Genomic DNA, 23593 nt, shown 5'->3' with positions numbered 1-23593 from the left:
ACGTTGTGCGGCCCGAAGCGAGCAGGAAACCGGGGTCATTTCCGCACCAGGCGGCGGACCAGGGCCGTGGCGCCCAGCGCGGTCACGGAGGCCAGGGCGGATGCCTGAACGGGGTGCTGGGAGCACCACAGTTGGGGGGAGCGACGGTGGGCCCGGTGGTCGAAGGAGCCGTGGGCGCTGTAGTCATGGTCGTCGGTGTCGTCCAGGGGATGCCAGAGGTTCGCGGGGCGCCCGGCGTCGTCGGGCTGCCCGGTCTGCTGGGAGTCGTACCCGGTGCGGGCGAGGTAGCGGTCGAGGAGACCGGGGGCGACCCTGTTGCCCAGGATGGTGGCGACGGTGCTGGCGCCGACGTAGAACTGCTTGCGCGTGGGGTGGTCCGCGGCGTACAGCACGGCGCGGGCCGCGACCTCGGGCTGGTAGATCGGGGGCACCGGCTGGGGGCGCCTGGGCAGGCGGGAGAGGACCCAGGAGAACTGCGGGGTGTTGACGGCCGGCATCTGGACGACGGTGACGCGCACCTTGCTGCCCTGGTGCATGAGCTCGGTGCGCACCGACGAGGTGAAGCCGTTGACGGCGTGCTTGGCACCGCAGTAGGCGGACTGCAAGGGGATGGACCTGGAGCCGAGGGCGGAGCCGACCTGGACGACGGTGCCATGGTCCCGGGGCAGCATGCGGCTGAGCGCGGCGCGGGTGCCGTTGACGAAGCCCAGATAGGAGACCTGGGTGACCCGGTCGTACTCCTCGGGCGTGATCTCGGTGAACGGAGCGAAGACGGAGGTGAAGGCGACGTTGACCCATACGTCGATCTGCCCGAACGCCTCCACCGCGGCATCCGCCGCCGCTTCCACCTGATCGTGGTCCGCCATGTCGGTGGGCACGGTCAGCGCCCGCCCGCCGGCCTCCTCGGCCTCGCGGGCGGCGGCGGCCAGACCGGCCCGGCCGCGGGCGAGCAGGACGACGTTCGCCCCGCGCGCGGCGAACGCCCGGGTCGTGGCGCGGCCGATGCCCGCGCTGGCACCGGTGATGACGACGGTCTGCTGCATGGCGCCTGCCTTTCCTCGTCGGCCAGGGATCACTCGTCGCCCGTTCCAGGGCATCAGGCGACGCGGTAGCGCTCCGCGTCCCGGCGGCGGAAGGTGAGCCCATGCCCCGGGGCGCCCGAGGACCCGGGACGGATCTTCCCGCCGGCCGGATCCAGTGCGCCGTCGAAGAAGAGCCGCTCGATCCGGACGTGGTCGTGGAACCATTCGAGATGGCGGAGGTTGGGCACCGAAGCGGCCGCGTGGGCGTGCGCATGCGGGGCGCAGTGGCCGGAGATCCGCAGCCCGGCGGCCTCCGCGAGTGCCGCGGCGCGCAGCCACACCGTGATGCCGCCGCAGCGGGTCGCGTCGGCTTGCAGGCAGTCCACGGCCCGCGCCGCGAGCATGTGCCCGAAGTAGGGGAGGGCATAGCCGTATTCGCCGGCCGCGACATCCAGGGGGACGGCGGCCCGGACGTGTGCCAGGCCGGTCAGGTCGTCGGAGGAGACGGGCTCCTCGAACCAGGTGACGCCCTCGGCGTCGAGGTGCCGGGCGAGGCGGACGGCCTGCTTGCGGGAGTAGGCGCCGTTGGCGTCGACGTAGAGCTCGGTGTCCGCGCCGACGCTCCGGCGCGCCCGGGTGACGCGCTCGCGATCGCGCTGCTCGGCCCGCCCCCACGACTCACCGATCTTGATCTTGACGCGTGGGATGCCCTGCTCCTCGGCCCAGCCGCGGAGCTGGGCGTCCTGCCGCTGATCGTCATAGGTGGTGAAGCCGCCACTGCCGTACACGGGGACGTCACCGGGCCCCGTGCCCAGGAGCTGCACGAGAGAGACGCCCAGCAGCCGCGCCTTGAGATCCCACAGCGCGATGTCGACGGCGGAGAGGGCCCCGGCGACCAGGCCGGGGCGGCCCGCGTTGCGGACGGCCCGGCTCATCCTCTCGTTGGCCGCGGGCACGTCCCAGGCGCGATGGCCGCGCACGAGACCGGCGAGTTGCTCCGCGACGACCTGGGCGGTGGCCGGTGCGCCGTAGGTGTATCCGAGGCCGGTGACATCACCGCACGCCACCTCGGCCAGCACCAGCGTCGTGGAGTCCCAGGTCAGGGTGCCGTCGCCTTCGGGCGCGTCGGTCGGCACGGTGTAGACGGCCGTCTCGACGCTGTCGACCGTCGGTTCCGTGCCGGCTGCCCCGCCGGTCACGTGCCTTCCGGGCTTCCCGACGCGCCCGGCCGGTCGTCGCGGTGGCGGCGGCCCGGAAGCATCTCCTGCACCTTCGCCTTGAAGCCCTGCCGGATCATGCCCGTGCGGTCGCTGTCGCCCTTGACGATCGAGGCGGCCGCCGCCTCGATCTGATCGAGGTCGGCGTGCGGCGGGATCGGGGGCACGGCGGGGTCGGTGCGGAAGTCGATCACGAACGGCCGGTCGGCGGCCAGCGCCCGCTCCCAGGCGCCCACGACCTCGCCGGGCTTCTCCACCCGCACGCCGTCGAGGCCGATGGAGCGGGCGAAGTCGGCGTAGGGCACATCCGGGATGGACTGAGAGGGCAGGAACTGCGGGGCCCCGGACATCGCCCGCATCTCCCAGGTGACCTGGTTGAGGTCCTGGTTGTTCAGCACCGCGACCATAAGCCGCGGATCCTGCCACTCGGACCAGTATTTGGAGGCGGTGATGAGCTCGGCCATGCCGTTCATCTGCATGGCCCCGTCCCCGACGATCGCGAGGGCCGGGCGGCCGGGGTGGGCGAACTTCGCGCCGATGACGTAGGGCACGCCGGGGCCCATGGTGGCGAGCGTGCCGGACAGCGAGCCGCGCATACCGCCGCGCATGCGCAGATGACGGGCGTACCAGTTCGCCGCGGAACCGGAGTCGGCCGCGAGGATCACATCGTCCGGGAGCAGCGCGTCGAGCGCGTGCACGACGTATTCGGGGTTGATGGGATCGGCGTCAACGGCGGCGCGCCGCTCCATCACCTCCCACCAGCGGGCGGTGTCCTTCTCGATCTTCTTCCGCCACGCGCCGTGCTCCTTCCGCTTCAGCAGCGGCAGCAGCGCCTTGAGCGTCTCCTTGGCGTCCCCGACCAGATTGACCTCGAAGGGGTAGCGCAGACCGACCATGGAGGGGTCCACGTCGATCTGCACGGCGCGGGCCTGGTCGAGCTCGGGCAGGAACTGGGTGTAGGGGAAGCTGGAGCCCACGACGAGGAGCGTGTCGCAGTCCCGCATCAGTTCGTACGACGGCCGGGTGCCGAGCAGCCCGATCGAGCCGGTCACGTACGGCAGGTCGTCCGGGAGCGCGTCCTTGCCCAGCAGCGCCTTGGCCACCCCCGCCTCCAGGGTGTCGGCGAGCTCCCTGACCTCGGCCCGCGCGCTCCGCGCACCCTGCCCGATCAGGACGGCGACCTTCTTGCCCGCGTTGAGGATCTCGGCGGCACGTTTGACGTCCTCCGCCGCCGGGACCGGCGCGTACGACGACATGCCCAGGCTGGAGGGCACCATCTTGAACGCGTGGGTGGGCGGTGAGTAGTCCAGCTCCTGCACGTCGGCGGGGACGATGACCGCGGTCACGGTGCGCTTGGCGTAGGCGGTGCGCATGGCCCGGTCGAGGACGTTGGGCAACTGCTCGGGGACCGTCACCATCTCGCAGAACTCCGAGGCGACGTCCTTGTAGAGCGCCATCAGGTCGACCTCCTGCTGATAGGAGCCGCCCATCGCGCTGCGGTTGGTCTGTCCCACGATCGCGACGATCGGCACGTGGTCGAGCTTGGCGTCGTAGAGCCCGTTGAGCAGGTGGATCGCCCCGGGGCCCGACGTCGCCGCGCACACGCCCACCTTGCCGGAGAACTTGGCGTATCCGACGGCCTCGAAGGCCGACATCTCCTCGTGCCGGGACTGGATGAACCGGGGCTTGTCGTCCGCCCGCCCCCAGGCGGCCAGAAGGCCGTTGATGCCGTCACCCGCGTAGGCGAAGACGTGCTCGACCTCCCACTCGCGCAGCCGCCGCAGGATGTGGTCGGACACCTTGATCGACTTGATCGACACGAAGTTTCCTCTCGTCGCAGTCGGGGTCGTGGATTGCGGGGCGGGCGGCGTCGAGGGAACCGTAAGGAGCCGAGCGGCCCCACGGGAGGACGACGCGGGCCCGGGGGCCGGGCCCCGCCCGTTCGGCTCAGTCGCGCCGACGCCACCACCGGATGCCCACGGCGGCCACCGCCAGGGCGACCGCCGCAGTGGCTCCCGCGGCCAGGCGCGGAGCCCGGGGCGGGGTGCCGGGACGCTGGAGGGCCTTCTCCGGATGGTCCTGCGGGGGAATGCCGCCGTCCAGGCCGAGGGCCAGGGCCTCGGCCAGGTGCATCGCGCGCCGGCCGGTGCGGCCCTGCTCGATCTGAGTGCGGCAGCTGTACCCGTCCGCCAGGATCAGCGAGCTCGGCGCCGCCCCCCGTACCGCCGGCAGCACGCCCTTCTCACCGATCTTCATCGACACGTCGTAGTGGCCGCGCTCGAACCCGAAGCTGCCCGCGAGCCCGCAGCAGCCCTCGTCCAGCACCTCGGCGTCCAGACCGGCCCGGCGCATGAGCTCACGGTCCGCGTCGGACTTGAGCACCGCGTGCTGGTGACAGTGCGTCTGCACCACCGCCGCACGGGTCAGTCGCGGCGGCTGCCACTCCTTCGCGGCGTCGCTGAGGAGCAGCTCGGAGAGCGTCCGCAGCTGCCGTGCGAGCCTTCGGACGTCCTCGTCCTCGGGCATCAGCTCGACGGCGTCGGCGCGGAAGACCGCCGTGCAGGAGGGCTCCAGGCCCACGATCGGAGTCCCCGCCGCGAGGAACGGCCCGAGCACGTCCAGGGTGCGCCGCAACACCTTCTTCGCGACGGCCAGTTGGCCGGTGGTGATCCAGGTCAGGCCGCAGCACACCGCCTGACGCGGCACCGCGACCTTGAAACCGGCGTCCTCCAGCAGCCGCACGGCGGATTTGGCGATGCCCGGGTGGAAGTAGTTGCCGAAGGTGTCCGGCCACAGCACCACGGCCCGCGGGTCGTCCGGAGCCGGCTCCTCGGTGCCGCGCCGCGCCCACCACCGGACGAAGGACTCCTCGGCGAACTCCGGCGCCCGGCGCTCGGCCGCGACTCCCGCCAGCCGCTTGCCGGCCGCCGCCAGGACGGGCGCCTGGAGCACGGCGTTGACCAGGCCCGGCGCCAGGCGCGAGGCGCGGGCCCACAACGGCAGCCAGCCCAGGGAGTAATGAGTGACCGGCCGCAGCCGCCGCTCGTAGTGATGGGAGAGGAACTCCGCCTTGTAGGTGGCCATGTCGACACCGGTCGGACAGTCGGACTTGCAGCCCTTGCACGCCAGGCACAGGTCGAGGGCATCGCGGACCGCGGTGGAGCGCCAGCCGTCGGTGATGGCGGAGTCGGCGTGCCCGCCGAGCATCTCGAACAGCAACCGGGCCCGCCCCCGGGTGGAGTGCTCCTCCTCACCGGTCGCCCGGTAGGAAGGGCACATCACCCCGCCCGTGTGGCTGCGGCAATTGCCGATGCCGACGCACCGCAGCACCGCCCGCTCGAACGAGTGGTCGTCCTCGGGATACGCGAACGCGGTGGTCCGGCTCGCCGGTCGCCACAGCGGGCCGAGCCTGAGGTTCTCGTCGAGACGGTACGGGTCCACCACCTTGCCGGGATTCATCCGGTTGCCGGGATCGAAGAGCGCCTTGACCTCACCGAACGCCGTCACCAGGACCTCGCCGAACATCCGCGGCAACAGCTCACCGCGCGCCTGCCCGTCACCGTGCTCCCCGGACAGCGACCCTCCGTAAGAAGTGACGAGGTCCGCGGCGCGATGAAGGAAACGACGGAATTCGGCGACGCCCTCGGCACTCTTCAGCTCGAAAGGAATCCGGGTGTGCACACAGCCGTGGCCGAAGTGCCCGTAAAGGGTCGGACGGCCGTAGTCGAACTCCGCGAAAAGGGCCCTCAGATCCCGCAGATAATCCCCGAGTTTCTCCGGAGGGACCGCGGAGTCCTCCCACCCCTCCCAGGTGTCCCTGCCGTCCGGCGGCCGCGCCGTCACACCCAGACCGGCCTCCCGCGCCCGCAACAGCATCCGCTCACGGCCCGGGTCGTCCGAGAACGCCACGGACGGATCATTCTCGTCGCGCCCCAGCGCCCGCAGCAGATCACATGCCTTGCGGTCCGCCTCCTCGCGGCTGTCCCCGCTGAACTGCACCAGCAGCCAGCTCTCCCCTTCCGGGAAGCGCTCCAGCGAGTCGAGATAGGCGTGCTCCTCACGCATCAGCTGCGCCATCCGCCCGTCCAGGGCCTCCAGCAACTCCGGGGAACTGTGCTCCAGCAGCTTCGGCACCTCATCCGCCGCGGCACAGATGTCCTCGTATCCCAGGACCACCATCGCCTCGTGGGCGGGCACCGGCACCAGGTCGAGTTCCGCGCGCAGCACGGTCACCAGGGTGCCTTCGCTGCCCACGAGCGCCCGGGCCAGATCGAAGCCCTTCTCCGGCAGCAGTGAGTCCAGGTTGTAGCCGGAGACGCGCCGCGGAATGTCCGGGAAACCCTTCCGGATGTCTCCCATACAGCGGCCGACGATATCGCGCAGGCCCTGATAGAGCTCGGCCTTCCGGCCCCCCGCCGCGACCACCGCCTCGAACTCCTCGGCCGGGGTGGGGCCGACCCAGCAGCGCACCCCGTCATAGGTGAGGATCTCCAGGCGCCGCACGTTGTCCACCGTCTTGCCGTACGCCTGGGCCGAGCCGCCGCACGAATTGTTGCCGATCATCCCGCCCACGGTGCAGTGACTGTGGGTCGCCGGTTTCGGGCCGAACTTCAGCCCCTGCCCGGACAGTTGCCGGTTGAGCTCGTCCAGGACGATGCCCGGCTCGACCACGCACGTCCTGGCCTCCGCGTCGACCGAGAGCAGCCGGTCGCAGTACTTCGTCCAGTCGATGACCACCGCCGCGTTGGCGCACTGCCCGCCCAGGCTCGTACCACCGCCCCGGGACAGGACCGGCGCGCCGAACCGCGCGCACACCGCGACCGCCTCCGCCCCGGCCTCCACGTCGTGCGGTACGACCACGCCGAGGGGAACCTGCCGGTAGTTGGACCCGTCCGTCACATACGCCCCGCGGCTGCCGGGGTCGAAGCGCACCTCACCGTCCACCCGCTCGCGCAGCGCCGCCTCCAACGCGGCCACGTCGACCGGCGCGTCCGCATGCGACGTGGCGCGTTCACCGGCGCGGTCCGGCCTCATGGCTTCACCCCTGTCTCCCGGCTTCCGGATTCAGGCCCACGCGATCGCCCGGCACGCCGGGGCTTCCAGTGGCACTGCCCCGGATGGCAGGCACAGGCGGCACAGCGGGCCGGGAACTCTTTTAACCACTGCATGTGTGTCAAAACCCTGGACGGTGGGCCACTTGCCGTGGGCGGCGCGGCTGGTGCTGGACACACGGTCGGGTCACTTCCGGTCGGGCGGCGGAGTCAGGGGAGGGGCACGGCGTGGAGACAGCGGTGGCCCGCGTACCCGGCGGGTGCGGCGAGCACGGTGGCGGCCTCGCTGATGATCTGCACCCGCCACTCACCGGTGGCATCCGCCCAGATCCGGCCGCCGTTGGGGCCGGGGGAGCCGGTCAGGCTCACCACGACCACCGTCGGCGGCGCCTGCCCTCCCGCGGCGTCGGGCACCGTGAGCGCGTACCGCCGGACCGGACTCGTGCTCATCGGACTCCTCCCGCCGCCTGCTCCGGTCTCCACCGTATGGTCCGGCCGGGCCCCGGGCAGGTGGCGGCGTCCCCGGAGGTGAAAGGGGTACGCGGGGAGCACGCTGAGCCAAGAGGGTGACGGGGACGGCGAGCCCGCGCCGCCGGGCCGGTGGACAGCCTTTTCCGAAACGGCCGTTCATCGCGCCCCGGAGAGGCCGAACCGCACGTGGTGCGGGGCTTGACCGAGTCGCGCTCGCCGGCACATGCCGGCCCCGGTCGATATTTCCGGCATACCGCTCCGGTACGTCCAGCGCCCGCTGAGCTCAAGGGCCAGGCCACGGGACAGCCAGCCGCGCCGCGCATTCGAGCATCAGGGCGTGGACGAAAGCCTGGGGCAGGTTGCCGCGCATCTGCCGTTGCGAGACGTCGTACTCCTCGGAGTACAGACCGGCCGGGCCGCAGGCCGCCCGGTTGCGTTCGAACCAGCGGTGCGCCGACACCTCCCGGCCCTGCTGGTGCTCGGCGAGCGCCACGACGAACCCGCACAGCAGGAACGCGCCCTCCGCGGCCTCCAGCGGGCGCTCGTCGTGGCGGAAGCGGTACGCGAAGTGATCCTCCGTCAGCTGGTCCGTGTAGGCGCGCAGCGTGGCGACGGTGCGCGGATCGTCGGCGGCGACCGCCCCCCGCAGGGGCGGCAGCAGCAGCGAACCGTCCAGCCCCGGATCGCCGGGGGACCGCTGCCAGTGCCCGGCGGGGTGCAGACTGCGGGCGGAGGTGTCGGCGACGAGCCGGTCGGCCAGGGGCATCCACCGGGCCTGCCGGGACGCGGACGCCCCGGCCTCGGCCATGGCCCGCAGGCCCGCCGCGCAGCAGAGGCGGCTGTGCGCCCACGGCCGCGGGGACAGCTCCCACACCCCGGCGTCGGGCTCCTGCCAGCGCCGGGCGATCGCGTCGGCGGCGATCTCCGCCGCCCGCCAGCCATCGGCGTCCAGCCGGCCGTGCCGGGCCGCCGCCGCGAACAGCAACAGGGCCTCACCGAACGCGTCCAGCTGGAACTGGCTGTTGACATGGTTGCCGACCAGGTCGTAGCCGCCAGGGTAGCCGGGCAGGTCCAGGCGGCGCTGGTCGGGGATGGCGCGCCCCTCCACGGTGTAGGCGGGGGCCAGGCGCGGGCCGTCGTCGTGCAGCCGGGCGGCGACGAAGCGCACCGCGTCGTCGAGCAGGGCATGGGGACCCGCGGCGGCGACGGCTTCCCCGGCGTAGCACTGGTCGCGGATCCACACGTACCGGTAGTCGTAGTTGCGGCCCTCACCCGCGCGCTCGGGCAGGCTGGTGGTGCCGGCCGCGACCATGCCCCCGGCCGAACCGGTCAGACCTCGCAGCACCGTGTACGCGTGGCGCGCGTCCCGCTGCGCGATGGTGTGCTCCAGGCGCGGCACCGCCCGCTTCCACGCGGCCTCGGTCGCGTTCCAGTACCGGTCCGCGTCCGGCGGCTCCGCCGGGAGCGCCCGGTCGCCGATCTCCAGCACGAGATCGTGATGCTCGCCCGCCGCGACCGTCAGTTCCATGGCCAGCCGGTGTCCCTCCGGCCCCGCGGGCCGCGCCAGGGAGCCACCGGACCAGCGCATCCGCAGGTCACCGAGGCGGCCGTGCCACACTCCGCCGTCCTCCCGCGCCGGCTCGCGCAGGGGATGGCGGCCGAACGCCGCGCGCGGATCGAGCGTCACAGCGACCCGGGCGCGGTTCTCACAGGCGATGATCCGGCGCAGGACGACCACGTGATGGGGGTCCCCCGGAAAGGCGAGCGCCTCGCGGCACTCGATGATGCTGTCGTCGGTCACCCAGCGGCTGCGCCAGATCAGGGAGCCCTGCTCGTAGTAGCCGCCCCACACACAGCGCCCCACCGGCGTGACGGCGTAGACGCCGTCGCCGCCGATGAGGGTGGAGAAGACGGCGTCCGAGTCCCACCGCGGCGCGCACATCCACGCGAAGTCACCTCGGGGGCCGACGAGGATGCCCCGTTCGCCGTCGGCCAGCAGGGCGTATTCGCGCAGCGGGTGGGGCGGAAACTCACCTCCGTCCGGAGCGGCTGTGTCCTTGGCCGTCATCCTCGCCTCTCCCGTACCCGCCGCGCCGCGTGACGCGCAGGCGGCGCGGGCTCGCCACCCCTGGCGGCCCGTCGCGGTGATCCTTGGCTTGTTCCGCGCATTCGGCTAACCCTTACCGGCCGCGGGCAAACCCGGCGGGGAACGCATCGCGCGCCGCTCACCCGCGCGGGGAGCTCCGTTGGGCCTGGTGGCCGGGGCCGCACCGGCCCGGGAGCCGGGGGCCGGGGACCGTCGATCATGGCGAGCCGCGGGGTCCGTCTAGAGTTCTTCCGTCCTCTCGCGCTCCGGTGGCGCGTGACGACCCGATCCGCGAGCCCGACCAAGGAGTAACCCGTGACCGACCTGGCTTCCATATCCCCGCAGCAGGAGATCGCCCGGGAACTCCAGGTGAGCGCGTCCTTCGACGCGCAGCAGGAGATCGAGCGCCGGGTGGCCTTCCTCGGCGGGCGGCTGACCTCCACGGGGCTGCGCTCCCTGGTGCTGGGCATCAGCGGCGGCGTGGACTCCACGACGGCGGGCCGGCTGTGCCAGCTCGCGGTCGAGCGGGTGCGCGACGCCGGGCACGACGCGACCTTCTTCGCGATGCGGCTGCCGTACGGCACCCAGGCCGACGAGAAGGACGCGCAGATGGCGCTGGAGTTCATCCGGCCCGACCGGGTCCTCACCGTCGACGTGAAGGCCGCCAGCGACGCCGCGCTGGAGGCGGCGCTCGCCGGGGGCACGCTCTTCCGTGACGCGCACCACCAGGACTTCGTGCACGGCAACATCAAGGCCCGGCAGCGCATGATCGCCCAGTACGCGGTGGCGGGCGCGCACGACGGCCTGGTCGTGGGCACCGACCACGCCGCCGAGGCGGTCTCCGGCTTCTTCACCAAGTTCGGCGACGGCGCGGCCGACGTGGTCCCGCTCACCGGCCTGACCAAGCGGCGCGTACGGGCCGTGTCGGAGGCGCTGGGCGCGCCGGCGGCGCTGATCTGGAAGGTTCCGACCGCGGACCTGGAGACGCTGGACCCGGGCAAGCCCGACGAGGACGCGCTCGGCGTCACCTATGACGACATCGACGACTTCCTGGAGGGCAAGCCGGTCGGTGAGGCCGCCTTCGAGGCGATCGTCCGCCGCTACCGCTTCACCGAGCACAAGCGGCAGCTGCCGATCGCGCCCTGAACATTCCTTGTCAACCAACGTTGACGCGCATCGGCGTGTCAACGTAGATTGACAGTCATGACCGAGGCAACCGATCTCGCCGAGCGGGCGGGTGACCGTGACCCACGGGTCGGGCTGCGAGCCGTCGCCGCGCTGCGGCGGCTGCTCGAGCGGCTCGAGGCCGTGCAGGTCGGAAGCGCCCGGGCGCAGGGCTGGTCGTGGCAGGAGATCGCCGACGAGCTGGGCGTCAGCAGGCAGGCCGTGCACAAGAAGTACGGGAGGCGTTGACGATGTTCGAGAGGTTCACCAGCAGCGCGCGCGACGTGGTGAAGGGGGCGGCCGGGCACTGTGAGCGGACCCGTTCGGAGGCCGTGACCGAGGAGCACCTGCTGCTGTCGCTGCTCGACGCGGCGGGCACGAGGGCCTCCTCCGCGCTGTCCGCGCTCGGCGTGGACCGGCGTCGCGAGGCGCTGGAGGGCGCGCTGGGGGAGGCCCGGCGGCGCGGCGGGATCTCCCGGAGGGACGCGGAGGCACTGGCCGGTCTCGGTATCGACATCGCCGGGATCGTCGCCCGCGTCGAGGGCACCCATGGCCCCGGCGCCCTGGCCGCCGGCCGCGAGCCCGGGCGCCGGCGGCCCGCCGGCCACCGCCCCTTCACCCGCGACGCCAAAGCCGTACTGGAACGCTCCTTGCGCGCCGCCCTGGCCCGGGGCGAGCGCCACATCGGCGACGAACACCTCCTGCTGGCACTCGCCACCGGCCCCGGCGTCGTGGCGGACGTCCTCACCGAGTACGGGGCGTCGCGGTCCGAGGTCGAGCGCGTGCTCGGGGACGGCGGCGAGCGGCGGCCGAAGGCGGGCTGAGCGGCGTACGACGAGGAGCCCCGTCTCCTCAGCCCGCCAACCCCGACCGCAGCAGCTTCCTGTCCGGCTTGCCCGCCGCCGTCAGCGGGATCTCCGCCACCAGGCGCAGCGTCTCGGGAGCGTAGAGGCGGCCCTTGCGGGCGGTGACGAAGTCCTGGATCTCCTCCAGTGAAGGCCGTCGGCCGGCGGCGGGCACCACGGCGGCGTGGACGTGTTCCACCGATTCCTCGTCCTGGCTGCCGTAGACCACGCACTGGGCGACAGCCGGATGGCCCAGCAGCAGTTCCTCCAGCTCCGCCGGGTAGACGTGGCCGCCGACGACCACGATCATCTCCTTGATCCGGTCCACGATGTAGAGGTAGCCGTCCTCGTCGAGATAGCCGACGTCACCGGTGTGCACCCAGCCGTCCCGCAGCACCTCGGCGGTCAGCTCCGGCTGCTTCCAGTAGCCGCGCATCATGTGGGGCGTGCGCACCTGCACTTCGCCGCGCTCCCCGGGCGGCAGGGTGGTGCCGTCGGCGTCGCGGATGACGATCTCCACTCCGGGGATGGCCCGGCCGACGGTCAGATGCCCGCCACGGCCCGTGATCTCCTGCTCCGCGGGTCCCGCTTCGGTGATGTACTGCGCCTCGGCCTGCCCGTACAGGCCGTAGAGCACGGGGCCCAGCGCCTTGGCCGCCTGCCGCAGCCTGGCCGGCGAGGCGGCGGTGCCGCCGTAGCTGATCCGGCTCAGGCTGGACAGATCGGTGCCGGCCAGGTCCGGGTGGTCCAGCAGCCCGTAGAGCAGCGGCGGCAGCAGCCAGGTGTGGGTGACGCGCTCGCGCTCGATCGTGGCCAGCGCGTCCCCGGGCTCGAAGCCGTGCCGCAGGACCACCGAGCCGCCCTGGTAGAGCGCCATGTCGACGAAGACTCCGGCGAGATGGGCGAGCGCGGTGCAGGCCAGATAGCGGGGCGGGTCACCGGCGCCGGCGAGGCGGTGGTCCAGGCTCCGCCGGCAGGAGCCGTGGGTCATCCGGATGCCCTTGGGAATCCCGGTGGTCCCGCCGGTGTGCCGGATGCACCAGTCGTCGTCCGGGCCCACCAGACCGCCCATCGGGCGCGCCGGGCGCCGGGCGGCCGCGGCCAGTACGTCCTCGGCGAAGCCGCTCGGCCCCAGGGAGAGCGCCGGGGGTACGCCGGGGAGCCGCAGCACCTCCTCGGCGGTGGCGTGCCGCCGGTCGTCCACCAGCAGCAGGGAGCAGTCCACGCTCGCCATGATGTGGGCCATGGTCGGCGGGCTCATGCCCTCGTAGAGGCCGACGATCCGGGCGCCGGCCAGATTGGCGGCGTAGCGGGCGACGATGGCCTCGGCGGTGTTGCCGGTGAGCAGGGTGACCGTGTCGCCGCGGCCGACTCCGCGCTCCGCCAGTTCCCCGGCGAGCCGGTGGACCTGGTCCCGGAGCTCGCCCGTGCCGATCACCACTCCCTCGGCGGTGGTGACGGCCGCCCGCCGCGGCTCGGCGGACAGCACGTCGAGGATGGCCTCCACATAGCTGTCGAAACCCCTGTCCGCAGCGCCGTGTTGCCCGCTCATGGCTGATCTCCCTCGTCGGAACCGGGTGGACAGTCATGACGCTAGCGCTGCCCGCTCATGCCTTCCACGACCGGTTTCGCCATGTGCTCATGACTCGGCGGGCATGAGCTGTTCCCTGACCAGCCGGCGGAAGTCCAGGGCGGCGGGGGAGAGGTACGCGTCCTGGCGCCACACCAGCGTCAGCGTCCGGTGGCAGTCGGCCGCGTCCAGTCGCAGCCAGGACACCTGCCGGCGCTCGCCGAGAGCCCGCCGGGCGACCGCCGGCATCAGGCCGATGCCCAGCCCGGCACCGATCAGCTCCGGCGTGGCGGAGGCTTCGTCACCCTCGCAGACCACCTGCGGGGTGAGCCCCTCACGGGCGAAAAGCCGGTCCAGCAGGGCACGTTGCCAGTGGCCGGTGGGGGTGCTGACGAACTCCTCGTGGGCCAGCTCGGCCACCGCGACGCGCTCCCGGCCGGCCAGTGGGTGCCCCGGTGGCACGGCCAGCAACACCTCCTCCCGTGCCACCTCCACCGAGCACAGACCAGGGCCGGTCAGCGGCTGGGAGGCGAGCGCGAAGTCCGCCTCGGCGGAGCGCAGATGGCGCAGCATCGAGTCCACCGGCGCCTGGAACAGCCGCACCTTCACCCCGGGGCGGCGCGCACGGAAGGCGGCGAGCACCGTGGCCAGCTGAAGCAGGGTCTCGGCGGCCACGGCGACCCGGCCCGGCCCGTCACCGGCGGCATCGGCCATCTCACGCCGGGCGTCGTCGAGTTCGGCCAGCGCCCTCTCGGCCCGGCGCAGGAAGGCCGCGCCGTGCGCGTTGAGCCGGATCCGCCGGCCTTGGCGGTCAAACAGCGGAACGCCGAGTTCCGACTCAAGCCGGATGATGGTCCGGCTCACCGACGGCTGGGCGACCCGGAGTTCCTCCGCGGCCCGGCTGATGTGCTGGTGCCGGGCCACGGCCTGGAAGTATCGCAGTGACAGCAGATCCATGACGGTAGTCTCGCCGGGCCTTGGGCTCACCTTGGGCACGGGGGGTTCCGGGAAGGCGCTGACGAAGGCCGGTCGCGATGCGTGCGCCGGCCGCGTCGAATCGCTCATCCAGGGAAACGTCAGCGGGTGGGATCCAGCGCCCCCGTCGCCGGCCCGTGGTCCCTCTCCCCGGCCGGCGCCGAAGCGGGGACATCACCGGCCACATGGTTGGGCGAGCCGTCTCCGACAGGGAGACCCATGGCCTCCGCGATCTCTTTACGCAGAGTCGGCAACCGCTTGTAGAGGGCATTGCCGGGGCATTCGGTGGCCAGCGAGGTCCCGGGCTGGTTGAGGTCACGGTGGCCGACGATCGCGGTCATCGGGGAGAGCCCGTACGTGTCGCACAGCCAGGCACACGTGGCGACGAGCGCGTGCCATTGTGCGGCGGGCGGCAATTCCGTGATGTACGTGCCCTCGTTCTCGATGCCGAGACTGGCGGTGTTCCAGTTGGCCACCTGCGCCCCGATGACGTGCTCGCCGCTCCGGATGGCCTTGGCGGACCGGTACCGGCCCTCCATGAGGAATCCGCCCCTGCTGATGGTCAGTTGCTGACCGATGTCGTTCCACCCGTTGTGGTGCATGTGGTCGTACTGACAGTCCCTGGACAGCTGGAAAGCGTGCTCCAGCGAATAGTCGGTGGTGTTCGGGTAGTCCATGTGATGCACCACGATCAGCGCGGGTGCGAAGGGTTCGACCAATACGCTGTGCGGATCCGTGGGCGGAACGGCCCGCCACTCCTCGCGGGTGTGGAGCCGCGGGCGGCGTACGCGGCAGCCCGCGGCCGTCCCCGCCCTCGCCTGGGCCCGCGCGGCGGGGGCGAGGAAGGAGTTCCCGGCCACCACGGCGGCTCCACTCGCCAGCGCTCCGCCCAGCAGACCACGGCGCCCCATCCAGGATCTCTCGGTGTCTCCGGTCATGGGCCAGCCCCTTCCCTCTCCGGCCGGGGCCCGCCGACGCGTGGGCAAGCGGCCGCCGACGGCCCGGCCACGGCGCCCTTCGCGTCGACTGTAGCTTTCGCGCCACAGGATTCGGCAGCCCCGTGAACGCCAGCGTTCGCTGGCACGCCCCTTGGGCGCGGCCCTCTTCCGAGGCGGCCGGCGCGGGTGGTCGAGAGCCCGCAGGCTCAACTGGCCCGCCGTCACAGCTTGATAACGTCCCGTCAGTTCTCTGGCTGTAACATTTCACATATCACATCATGCCCTCCATGAGAAAAGTCATCGCACTGCTCTCGGCCGCCGCAGCCGTCGCGGCCCTCACCGGCGTCTCCGCCGGCACGGCATCCGGCGCCGCCGAACGCGGGAGCGCCGGGCAGGGAAAGCTCGCCTGGAGCTCCTGCAACGACACCACCACGCCCGCGCTGCAATGCGCGCTGCTCGACGTACCGGTGGACTACGCGCACCCGAACGGCCCCACAATCAAGATCAAGCTGAACCGGCTTCCCGCCACCGCGCCCAAGAGCAAGCGGCAGGGCCCGATCCTGCTCAACCCCGGCGGCCCCGGGGACTCCGGGCTCTGGATGCCCGCGTACATCTCCGGGCAGCTTCCCAAGGACGTCGCCTCGACCTACGACTGGATCGGCTTCGACCCGCGTGGCACCAATGGCAGTCAGCCCCATGTGGTCTGCGACGCCCACTACTTCGACGCCGAGAGACCTGACTACCAGCTCAGCCAAGGCACCTCGAAACCCTGGCTGAAGAAGGCGGCCGGATACGCCGCCGACTGCGCGGCCGACTGGTCCTGGCTGCTGCCGCACATGACCACCGTCGACAGCGCCCGGGACATGGACGGCATCCGGCGGGCGCTCGGAGCACCGAAGATCAATTTCTATGGCGGCTCCTGGGGCACCTCACTCGGCTCCACCTACGGCCAGCTCTTCCCCTCGCGCGTCCGGCGGATGGTGCTGGACAGCATCGTCGGCCCCACCATCAGCTGGTACGACCACAACATCCTGCAGGACAAGGAGCACCAGCGCCGCTTCGACGCTTTCGCGGCCTGGACCGCCAAGGCCGACTCCGTCTACCACCTGGGCACCGACGCCGCCACGGTCGAGAAGGCGTACTACCAGGTCGAGACGGCCCTGCGGACCCAGCCGGTGGACGCCGCCCCGGCCCCGGGCAGGATCGGTCCCGCCGAGTTCGAGGACACCTTCTACGGCGGTGGCTACAACTTCCTGCGCTGGCCCCAGATGGCCACCGCGCTCTCGGGCTACCTCACCAAGCACGACACCCGGCCGCTGAGCATCGCCTACAACCGCTACGCGGCACCGGGCGCCGATGACGGCACCTTCCCGGCGTACAACGCGGCCCAGTGCACCGAGAACGCCTGGCCGCGCGACTGGGAGTTCTGGAAGAAGGACCAGGCCAAGGTCAACGCCGTCGCACCCTTCTACACCTACAACAACATGTGGTACAACGCCGCCTGCATGTTCTGGCCCTACCAGGGCAACCCCGCCGGCCGCATGAAGATCACCGGCAAGGGCCTGCCGCCCGTCCTGCTCTTCCAGGCCACCGAGGACGCCGCCACCCCGTACGAGGGCGGGCTGGCCATGCACGACGCGCTGCCCGGCTCGAAGCTGGTCGTCCAGACCGGCGGCAGCTTCCACGAGATCCTCTTCCACGGCAACGCCTGCCTGGACGACACCTTCACCGCCTATCTCCGTGACGGCAGCCTCCCCGAGGGCGGCGGCCGCATCGCCAGGACCTGCGCTCCCGAACCCGATCCCACTCCCGCCTACGTGACTCCGGCCCTCACCACCAAGAGCGCCGCCCCCGCCACACCTCTCCGGCCCACCGACCGCGAGGCCGTCCACGGCGTCCTCCGGTAGCCACCGCGCTGACCAGCCACCACCCAGCGGCTGTTGACGCCTCGTCAACGGCCGCTGTGCCCTGGTCAGCCAGGGAGCGGGGGAGCGGCCACCGGGATCAGCCCGACAGCCAGCACGAGCACCGGCACGAGCGTCGCCCCGGCGTACGCCCGCACCGAGAACACCTCCCGATGCTCATCCCGCCACCCCCACAGCCGGGGCCACACCCGCGCGAGCAACGGCCAGACGGCGAAGGCGGCGAGCAGCACCGGCCACAGCGGGCCGCCGGTGAACTGGCCGTGCGCCAGCCACAGGGCCCGGCGCGCGCTCCACCCCCAGTCCTCGCCCAGCAGCCGGTACTCGACCGTGACGCCGGCGATGTCCAGCAAGGTGCTGGCAAGGACGGCGGCGGGCAGCAGCGAGGCCGATACGAACTGGGCCGGCCGCTCGTCGGCCCGCAGGACGCACCACCGCCGCAGCCGGCCCGGAGGGTGGTGGAGCCCAAGTCCCCGGTGCCGGCCGCCCTCCCCGACGCGGCGCAGCGCCCGCAGCGCGGCCTCCTGCCCCGCCGCCGCGCGGGCGTACCGGTCGGCGACGAGCTCCGCCGTCCACAGCGCACCGAGCGGCACGACGAGAAAGTGCGGCACCCGCAGGATCACGAACACGACCTGGGCGAGCAACTCGTGACCCGCCGGTTCGCCCACGACGAGCAACAGCGCCGCGGGCAGCAGCCCGCACAGCCCGAAGACCCACGGCCAGGACCGCAGCATGCCCGTGAACGGACTGCCGAGCCCCGCGACGTGCTGCTCACCGGACCTGTGGTGGGCGATCTCGTGCAGCAGCGTCGCCTCGGCCGCCCGCCGGTCCTCGTCCCACAGCGCGAACAGGGAGCCGAACACCGCGATCCTGGTGCCGCGCCGGTCTCCGGGGTAGACGCGGGCGGACTGCCCGCTCCGCAGGGAGATCCGTGTCTCTACCCCCGGCGCGTGCTCGGTGACGAACCGCTGGATGCCCTCGCCCGCTCTCACGGCCGCCGGCGGCAGCAGCCCGTAGTGCCACTCGACGAGCCGTCGCCGCACCCGGGGCAGAAGCACACCGAGCGCGCCCACGGCCACGCAGACCTGCGGCAGCACCTGGACAACCGAGGTGGCCAGCAGCACCCGGAAGCCCCATGTCGCCGCGAGCCGCGCCGAGTAGGCACCGTGCCCCGTCAGGTCCTTGACCTGGGCCGTCCACCACCCGATGGCCGTCGGCACCTGCGCCGCGTAGACGACCGTCACCGGCCACAGCCACGGAGGCGGGCCGGGCGGCCGGTTCATCCCCGGCCGCCACGGCCGAGCAGCCACCGCAGCGCGCGCGGGCCCCGGACCACCGGCCGCGGGGGCTCCACGGCGATCAACCGGTCGAGGAACGCGGTGACTTCTTCGGGGTCGGCATGCTCGGAGAGCCCCGAGAACAGCTCGCAGGCGAGCCGCTCGGCCTCGGCGGGGTCCATGCCGCGTTCCCGGAGCCGTTCGCTCATCCGGTACGCGGCCTCCACGTCCGGCGGTGCCGGCGCCTGGCCCCCATCGCCTTCGCGTCGGGACCGCACCGCGACGAGCAGCGCCGCCGCCGACAGGGCGTTGCCCAACTGCTGGCTTCCCAGGGCGGCGTTGACCGCTCGGTCCGCCCAGGCCAGGGCGTCCAGGACGTCGGGCAGTACGGTCGGCAGCGAACCGCCCATGCCGCCTGGCGCGTCCCCCGCGCGCCGGAAGAGATCCCGCCGGCGGCGGCCCCCGTCGGCATAGGCCCGGACGACCGCGCCGGCCAGTTCGGTCTCGTGCGGAGCGACAAGGGCGGCTATCCGTGTTCCCCACTGTTCGAGGTCCACCGTGGCCATCTCAGGAGCTCCCGCTGAAGTCGAAGGAGAACTCCACCAGGCCGTCCTCGCTCTTCGCCTTGGCCGTCAGGGACGTGCTGCCTCGGCTGAGGTTCCCCGAGAGAGTGGAGCCGGTGGCGATGTCGTGCGGTATCCCACCGGGAAGCTTGCCCAGCTCGGGGCGGCACGGCACCAGCAGGCCGGGCCAGTTGACGAGGTTGAGGGCGACCCCCTCCTTGACGTGCGTGTCGGTGAGCTCGCCGCTCAGGTCGCTGCCGTCCCAGGCCAGGTGCCAGTACGTCAGCAGCAGCTGACCGGACGCGGTCGCCGAGGACTGGAGGGAGATCGCGCCGTCCTGCGACGCCTGCCCGGCAGCGAGCAGCAGCGTGAACGGGTTGCCGTCGCTCTGCCCGCCCGCCTCACGTGGCTTGCCGAGGTCGAGCGTGGCGGGCAGCTCGTACGTCTGCGCCTGACCGGCCTCGAGGGAGTTGCCGGAACCGCAGTAGTCGTAGGGGATGAGCTTCACCTTGGCGGTGCCCTGGAAGTGGGCGCCCCACAGGGAGGAGGCGTCCGCCGGAGCGGTGCGCGGTGCGGCTGGCGACAACGCGGGCATGGCGGCCGCCGGACGCGCACCGCCCGTACGGGCGATCGCGGAGCCCGCGCCGGAGTACGCCGCGACGAGCACGACGGCCAGCCCCGCGGCCACGGCGCCGGTCACCGTCCGGCGGACCCTGGGGCGGCGGAACGAGTGCGAGCGGAGAATGTCGCAAAGGCTGCCGAATACGTCAGGACGTAACCGCACGGTTCCCAACTCCCCCTGTCGGACCGCGAGTCGCCCTGGTGGAGACTCGGGCGGCCTTGTGCAGGGGACATTACGGCGGCTATGGAATGCGCGTATGGCGAATAAGACACTCTTGACTGTGCGTGCGCTGTGAATTCCGAGTGTGTGAAGGGGAAGTGCCGCTTGTGGCTGCCGCTCCGGCCCGTAACGAAGGGGAGAAGGCGCACGGCTGCGTAAGCGACGGGCAAATCTTTCGCGTCAGCGCGCGCGGTGGTCAGGAAAGGCATGGTGCGAGAATTGGCGGAGTGCCGCCGGTGGGTGTCCGTCCGGCTCATTTGCCGGAGGAACAGCAATTGACCCTCTATTCCCTGACGTTCCGTATGCGCGTCGTCAGCACAGGAACCGTGCTCGGCATACGCCCGGCGGATTCTCCCGACCGGGACACCGAGACCCTGTCCGGTCACGCCGTGACCAGGCAGGGACCGGCAGAGATCGAGCCGCGCGTGGCGAGGACGCCGCGTGCGGCTCGTCCGGGACCGTCGGCGTCGGTGAGACGTTTGTTGCCTACCGGATCGGTGACCTTCTCGCCGACGCCTGTGTGCCGCACGCCGTCATGGAGCTGGACCGCCTCGGCCAGTCGTGGCCCGCTGCCGAGGACGGCCCCTTCCGGCGTACCGGCTCCTTGCCGTTCCGTCCGCCCGGTCCCGCCGTGGCTCTCACGTGCTGAGCAGGCGGTTGAAGAACGAGCGGTAGCGCTGGAGCGCGATCCGCAGGTCCTCCGTGACCACCTCTTCCCCCCGGCCCCACTGGCCCTCGAGGTCTTCCTTGTGGGCGGTGAACGACTTGGCCAGGGTCTGCATCACTTCGGCGACCAGTTGGTCGGCCGTGCGTACCGCGTCCCGCGGATCATCGACGAAGTCGGTCTGGATCGCCTGCCACCTGGAACGGAAGTCCCTGGCCTCGTCGGGGCCGAGCAGCGGCTCCTCCTCGCCGGCCTCCCGGGCCGGACTGCCGGGCGCGTGCTTGTGGGTGGTGGCCTCGCCGGGGAACGCGGGTGGTCCGCCGCTGTCCTTCCGGGCGAGATCTTCGGTGGTGAGCCGGGCTTCGCCGCTCAGACCGCCGGTTTCCTTGTCGCCATGGTCGTCATGCCGCATCGTTCCTCACCCCTCGTCGGATTGCATGGTGCGCCGGGCGCCCGGCCGGTCACCGTTCGTCAGCAGGTCGTCGAAGAGCGCGCGGTAGTGCACCATCGCGCCCCGCAGTTCCTCGGTGGTGGCCTTGTGCCCGCTCGCGCGTGTGTTGATCTCGTGGGCGGCGCGGTAGTGCTCCAGCGTGTGCCCGTGTTCGACCGACAGATCCTTGAGCTGCTGCTCGTACCCCTCGGTGGGGTAGCCGCGCTCCCTCATCAGCCGGGTCACCAGGCGGTCCGCCTCGCCGACGGCCTCCTCGGGCCTGTCGACGAAACGCTCCTGCACACCGGTCCAATCCTGCGCGTACTGTCGCCGTGTCGTCTCGGGCAGGGACGTCAAGTCCAGCCCGTCGTGCCGCTGTTCGCGGGCGCGCAGTTCACGCTCGGCGGCCATGCGGCTGTCCCCGGCCTCGACGGTGCGGTCGTACTCGGGGCCGAACCGCTCCCGCAGATGCTGCCGGCGGCGGACCATGATCCAAGCGCCGCCCGCCACGCCGATCACCACCACCGCGACGATGACCGCGATGAGAATTCCTGTGGACATCGAGGGCCTCCATCCGTTGGCGGATCCGATACCGACGCGCACGTCTCCGTAACCGAACGGCTACCCCGATATGCGGCCCCGACGCAGCCCTCTGTTCTCGGCTGAGCGGCCCGGATTTCTTCTGTGCCCGGGAGCCACTCCCGTACCGGATCCGGACCGAGCGGACGGGTGGCCACGGCCCTCCGGCCACGACGGGCGGGACAACGACGGGACAACGAAGGAAAAAGGAAAAGGCAAGGAGCTCATCCTCTCCTTGCCACTCTCAAGATATAGCGCACCGGGGGGCTTGCGGCAAGGCCCCGGTCGTCCCGCACAATCATCGACCGAAGCCAGGACCAGGGGAAACAGAGGTTTTGATGATTGACGTGATCGTCGCCGGCGGCGGACCGACCGGTCTGATGCTGGCCTGTGAATTGCGGCTGCACGGTGTGCACGTGGTCGTGCTGGAGAAGCTGACCGCACCGACCCAGGAGTCCCGCGGGCAGGGTCTGCACACGCGCAGCGTCGAGATCATGGATCAGCGCGGCCTGCTGGACCGGTTCCTCGCGATCAACAAGAAGTTCAGTGTCGGCGGCCTCTTCGGCGGCATCATGAAGCCGTGGCCGGACCGGTTGGACACCGCCCACCCCTACGGCATCGCCTCCCCGCAGCCGGACACCGAGCGGCTGCTCAACGAGCGGGCCCTCGAACTCGGCGTCGAGATCCGGCGCGGCCACGAAGTGACCGGGCTGAGCCAGGACGAGGACGGGGTGACCGTCGAGCTGGCCGCGAGCGGGGGCGCGGCCGCCGGGGGAGGGGGAGGCACGCACCTGCGCTCGCGCTACCTCGTCGGGTGCGACGGCGGCCGCAGTACGGTGCGCAAGCTGCTCGGCGTGGGTTTCCCCGGCGAGCCCGCCAAGGTCGAGACGCTGCTGGGCGTCATGGAGATGACCGAGGATCCGGCGACGATCGCCGCCCTCGTCGCGGAGGTCAACAAGACCCAACCGCGGTTCGGCGCCATGCCGCTCGGGGACGGGACGTACCGCGTCATCGTGCCCGCCGAAGGGGTGGCCGAGGACCGTACGGCCCCGACCACCCTCGACGAATTCCAGCAGCGGCTGCGGGCCTTCGCCGGCACCGACTTCGGCGCGCACTCGCCGCGCTGGCTGTCCCGGTTCGGCGACGCCACCCGGCAGGCCGAGCGCTACCGGGTCGGCCGGGTGCTGCTGGCCGGCGACGCGGCGCACATTCACCCGCCGACCGGCGGGCAGGGGCTCAACCTCGGTGTGCAGGACGCCTTCAACCTCGGCTGGAAGCTGGCCGCCGAGATCGACGGCTGGGCGCCGGAGGGGCTGCTGGACAGCTACCACGCCGAGCGTCACCCGGTGGGCGCCGCCGTGCTGGACAACACCCGCGCGCAGATCACCCTGATGGGGTCGGAGCCGGGGGCGGTCGCGCTGCGGGGGCTGCTCTCGAAGCTGATGGACTTCGAGGAGGTGAACCGGTACGTGACCGAGATGATCACCGCGGTCGGGGTCCGCTACGACTTCGGCGAGGGCCACGAACTGCTCGGCCGGCGGATGCGGGACGTGGAGCTGAAGCGGGGGCGCCTCTACGAGCTGATGCGCGGCGGCCGCGGGCTGCTGCTCGACCAGACCGGCCGGCTCTCGGTGGAGGGCTGGGCGGACCGGGTCGACCACGTCGTCGACGTCAGCGAGGAACTGGAGGTGCCCGCCGTGCTGCTGCGGCCCGACGGTCACGTGGCATGGGCCGGTGAAGACCAGCGGGATCTGCTCGGCCGGCTGCCGGAGTGGTTCGGCGCCGCCGCCGGCTGAGAGGGCGGGTAGCTCGACCCGATCCGGGCCGGCGGGGCCGATATCGTGCTCCCGTGACCGGCGATGCGCAGCGTCCGCTGTTACTGGCGGTGGGCAGTGTTGGTTCCTGCCGAGTGCCCTAAGCAAGCAGTCACGTTGAGTGACTACTTCCAGGTCGGCGTCGACGGGTCGACTGTGCTGAC

At 72.0% G+C, this 23593-nt stretch carries 20 protein-coding genes; 5 read left to right on the top strand and 15 right to left on the bottom strand.

From position 1 onward, the window contains the following. Positions 1 to 35 precede the first annotated feature (35 nt). The 6 genes from ACZ4A5_RS18115 to ACZ4A5_RS18090 form a co-directional block, all read right to left on the bottom strand. Positions 36 to 1043, bottom strand: coding sequence for an SDR family oxidoreductase (locus ACZ4A5_RS18115; RefSeq protein WP_467584371.1), 1008 nt, complete (start codon positions 1041 to 1043; stop codon positions 36 to 38). A gap of 53 nt (positions 1044 to 1096) precedes the next feature. Further along, positions 1097 to 2221 (bottom strand): enolase C-terminal domain-like protein, encoded by a 1125-nt coding sequence (locus tag ACZ4A5_RS18110; RefSeq protein ID WP_467584368.1) that lies wholly within the window; start codon positions 2219 to 2221, stop codon positions 1097 to 1099. Beyond that, a complete protein-coding gene (locus ACZ4A5_RS18105; protein WP_467584453.1) occupies positions 2218 to 4044 on the bottom strand; it encodes a thiamine pyrophosphate-requiring protein in 1827 nt (608 codons plus the stop codon). The genes ACZ4A5_RS18110 and ACZ4A5_RS18105 overlap by 4 nt, the downstream gene beginning before the upstream one ends. 142 nt (positions 4045 to 4186) lie before the next feature. Continuing rightward, positions 4187 to 7273: an FAD-binding and (Fe-S)-binding domain-containing protein gene (locus ACZ4A5_RS18100; RefSeq protein WP_467584365.1), complete on the bottom strand. Its 3087-nt coding sequence runs from the start codon at positions 7271 to 7273 to the stop codon at positions 4187 to 4189. A gap of 227 nt (positions 7274 to 7500) precedes the next feature. Further along, the gene (locus ACZ4A5_RS18095) at positions 7501 to 7740 is read right to left on the bottom strand and encodes a DUF6296 family protein (protein ID WP_467584362.1); all 240 of its coding nucleotides are present in this window, start codon (positions 7738 to 7740) and stop codon (positions 7501 to 7503) included. A 304-nt stretch (positions 7741 to 8044) separates the two neighbouring features. Beyond that, entirely contained in the window at positions 8045 to 9829 is a 1785-nt protein-coding gene (locus tag ACZ4A5_RS18090; RefSeq protein ID WP_467584359.1) for a glycoside hydrolase family 15 protein, read from the bottom strand. 333 nt (positions 9830 to 10162) lie between these two features. Here ACZ4A5_RS18090 and nadE point away from each other — a divergent pair, with 333 nt between their 5' ends. From nadE to ACZ4A5_RS18075, 3 genes are read left to right on the top strand one after another with little or no spacing between them, the layout of a single operon-like run. Continuing rightward, on the top strand, positions 10163 to 10993 hold the full coding sequence (nadE, locus tag ACZ4A5_RS18085) for an ammonia-dependent NAD(+) synthetase (RefSeq protein WP_467584357.1): 831 nt from the start codon (positions 10163 to 10165) through the stop codon (positions 10991 to 10993). Between the two features lie 57 nt (positions 10994 to 11050). Next, complete coding sequence (locus tag ACZ4A5_RS18080; RefSeq protein ID WP_467584352.1) at positions 11051 to 11260, top strand: helix-turn-helix domain-containing protein; 210 nt, start codon at positions 11051 to 11053, stop codon at positions 11258 to 11260. A gap of 2 nt (positions 11261 to 11262) precedes the next feature. Continuing rightward, entirely contained in the window at positions 11263 to 11835 is a 573-nt protein-coding gene (locus ACZ4A5_RS18075) for a Clp protease N-terminal domain-containing protein (RefSeq protein ID WP_467584349.1), read from the top strand. Positions 11836 to 11863: 28 nt separating this feature from the next. Here ACZ4A5_RS18075 and ACZ4A5_RS18070 read toward each other — a convergent pair whose 3' ends face one another. The 3 genes from ACZ4A5_RS18070 to ACZ4A5_RS18060 all read right to left on the bottom strand — a co-directional run bounded on the left by ACZ4A5_RS18070 (position 11864) and on the right by ACZ4A5_RS18060 (position 15339). Beyond that, positions 11864 to 13408 carry an AMP-binding protein gene (locus ACZ4A5_RS18070; RefSeq protein WP_467584346.1) on the bottom strand — a complete coding sequence of 515 codons (1545 nt, stop codon included), beginning with the start codon at positions 13406 to 13408 and terminating at the stop codon, positions 11864 to 11866. 87 nt (positions 13409 to 13495) lie between these two features. Continuing rightward, the gene (locus ACZ4A5_RS18065; RefSeq protein WP_467584343.1) at positions 13496 to 14383 is read right to left on the bottom strand and encodes a LysR family transcriptional regulator; all 888 of its coding nucleotides are present in this window, start codon (positions 14381 to 14383) and stop codon (positions 13496 to 13498) included. A 119-nt stretch (positions 14384 to 14502) separates the two neighbouring features. Then, positions 14503 to 15339 (bottom strand): peptidoglycan recognition protein family protein, encoded by an 837-nt coding sequence (locus tag ACZ4A5_RS18060; protein ID WP_467584339.1) that lies wholly within the window; start codon positions 15337 to 15339, stop codon positions 14503 to 14505. A gap of 287 nt (positions 15340 to 15626) precedes the next feature. Here ACZ4A5_RS18060 and ACZ4A5_RS18055 point away from each other — a divergent pair, with 287 nt between their 5' ends. Then, complete coding sequence (locus ACZ4A5_RS18055; RefSeq protein ID WP_467584336.1) at positions 15627 to 17246, top strand: alpha/beta hydrolase; 1620 nt, start codon at positions 15627 to 15629, stop codon at positions 17244 to 17246. Positions 17247 to 17311: 65 nt separating this feature from the next. Here the strand turns inward: ACZ4A5_RS18055 and ACZ4A5_RS18050 are convergent, their stop codons facing one another. The 6 genes from ACZ4A5_RS18050 to ACZ4A5_RS18025 form a co-directional block, all read right to left on the bottom strand. Beyond that, positions 17312 to 18544 (bottom strand): hypothetical protein, encoded by a 1233-nt coding sequence (locus ACZ4A5_RS18050; RefSeq protein ID WP_467584329.1) that lies wholly within the window; start codon positions 18542 to 18544, stop codon positions 17312 to 17314. Continuing rightward, the gene (locus tag ACZ4A5_RS18045) at positions 18541 to 19104 is read right to left on the bottom strand and encodes a hypothetical protein (protein WP_467584326.1); all 564 of its coding nucleotides are present in this window, start codon (positions 19102 to 19104) and stop codon (positions 18541 to 18543) included. Before ACZ4A5_RS18045 ends, ACZ4A5_RS18050 begins: the two co-directional genes overlap by 4 nt. Position 19105: 1 nt before the next feature. Continuing rightward, entirely contained in the window at positions 19106 to 19801 is a 696-nt protein-coding gene (locus ACZ4A5_RS18040) for a hypothetical protein (protein WP_467584324.1), read from the bottom strand. A 523-nt stretch (positions 19802 to 20324) separates the two neighbouring features. Continuing rightward, positions 20325 to 20471, bottom strand: coding sequence for a hypothetical protein (locus ACZ4A5_RS18035; RefSeq protein WP_467584322.1), 147 nt, complete (start codon positions 20469 to 20471; stop codon positions 20325 to 20327). 109 nt (positions 20472 to 20580) lie between these two features. Continuing rightward, entirely contained in the window at positions 20581 to 21018 is a 438-nt protein-coding gene (locus tag ACZ4A5_RS18030; protein ID WP_467584317.1) for a hypothetical protein, read from the bottom strand. 6 nt (positions 21019 to 21024) lie between these two features. Continuing rightward, positions 21025 to 21597, bottom strand: a complete 573-nt coding sequence (locus tag ACZ4A5_RS18025) for a hypothetical protein (protein WP_467584314.1) — start codon at positions 21595 to 21597, stop codon at positions 21025 to 21027. Positions 21598 to 21953: 356 nt separating this feature from the next. On the opposite strand from ACZ4A5_RS18025, the gene rox reads away from it, so the two are divergent. After that, positions 21954 to 23411 (top strand): rifampin monooxygenase, encoded by a 1458-nt coding sequence (rox, locus tag ACZ4A5_RS18020; protein ID WP_467584311.1) that lies wholly within the window; start codon positions 21954 to 21956, stop codon positions 23409 to 23411. Positions 23412 to 23593: the final 182 nt, after the last annotated feature.

The sequence above is a fragment of the Streptomyces sp. NPDC025618 genome (assembly GCF_055558795.1).
This window is presented reverse-complemented; position numbering and strand designations above follow the sequence as displayed.

Coding starts and splice junctions, on each gene's coding strand:
- ACZ4A5_RS18115 (WP_467584371.1), bottom strand. CDS start 1,043: ATGCAGCAGACCGTCGTCATCACCGGTGCCAGCGCGGGCATCGGCCGC.
- ACZ4A5_RS18100 (WP_467584365.1), bottom strand. CDS start 7,273: ATGAGGCCGGACCGCGCCGGTGAACGCGCCACGTCGCATGCGGACGCG.
- ACZ4A5_RS18095 (WP_467584362.1), bottom strand. CDS start 7,740: ATGAGCACGAGTCCGGTCCGGCGGTACGCGCTCACGGTGCCCGACGCC.
- ACZ4A5_RS18090 (WP_467584359.1), bottom strand. CDS start 9,829: ATGACGGCCAAGGACACAGCCGCTCCGGACGGAGGTGAGTTTCCGCCC.
- ACZ4A5_RS18080 (WP_467584352.1), top strand. CDS start 11,051: ATGACCGAGGCAACCGATCTCGCCGAGCGGGCGGGTGACCGTGACCCA.
- ACZ4A5_RS18075 (WP_467584349.1), top strand. CDS start 11,263: ATGTTCGAGAGGTTCACCAGCAGCGCGCGCGACGTGGTGAAGGGGGCG.
- ACZ4A5_RS18070 (WP_467584346.1), bottom strand. CDS start 13,408: ATGAGCGGGCAACACGGCGCTGCGGACAGGGGTTTCGACAGCTATGTG.
- ACZ4A5_RS18065 (WP_467584343.1), bottom strand. CDS start 14,383: ATGGATCTGCTGTCACTGCGATACTTCCAGGCCGTGGCCCGGCACCAG.
- ACZ4A5_RS18060 (WP_467584339.1), bottom strand. CDS start 15,339: ATGACCGGAGACACCGAGAGATCCTGGATGGGGCGCCGTGGTCTGCTG.
- ACZ4A5_RS18055 (WP_467584336.1), top strand. CDS start 15,627: ATGAGAAAAGTCATCGCACTGCTCTCGGCCGCCGCAGCCGTCGCGGCC.
- ACZ4A5_RS18050 (WP_467584329.1), bottom strand. CDS start 18,544: ATGAACCGGCCGCCCGGCCCGCCTCCGTGGCTGTGGCCGGTGACGGTC.
- ACZ4A5_RS18045 (WP_467584326.1), bottom strand. CDS start 19,104: ATGGCCACGGTGGACCTCGAACAGTGGGGAACACGGATAGCCGCCCTT.
- ACZ4A5_RS18030 (WP_467584317.1), bottom strand. CDS start 21,018: ATGCGGCATGACGACCATGGCGACAAGGAAACCGGCGGTCTGAGCGGC.
- ACZ4A5_RS18025 (WP_467584314.1), bottom strand. CDS start 21,597: ATGTCCACAGGAATTCTCATCGCGGTCATCGTCGCGGTGGTGGTGATC.
- rox (WP_467584311.1), top strand. CDS start 21,954: ATGATTGACGTGATCGTCGCCGGCGGCGGACCGACCGGTCTGATGCTG.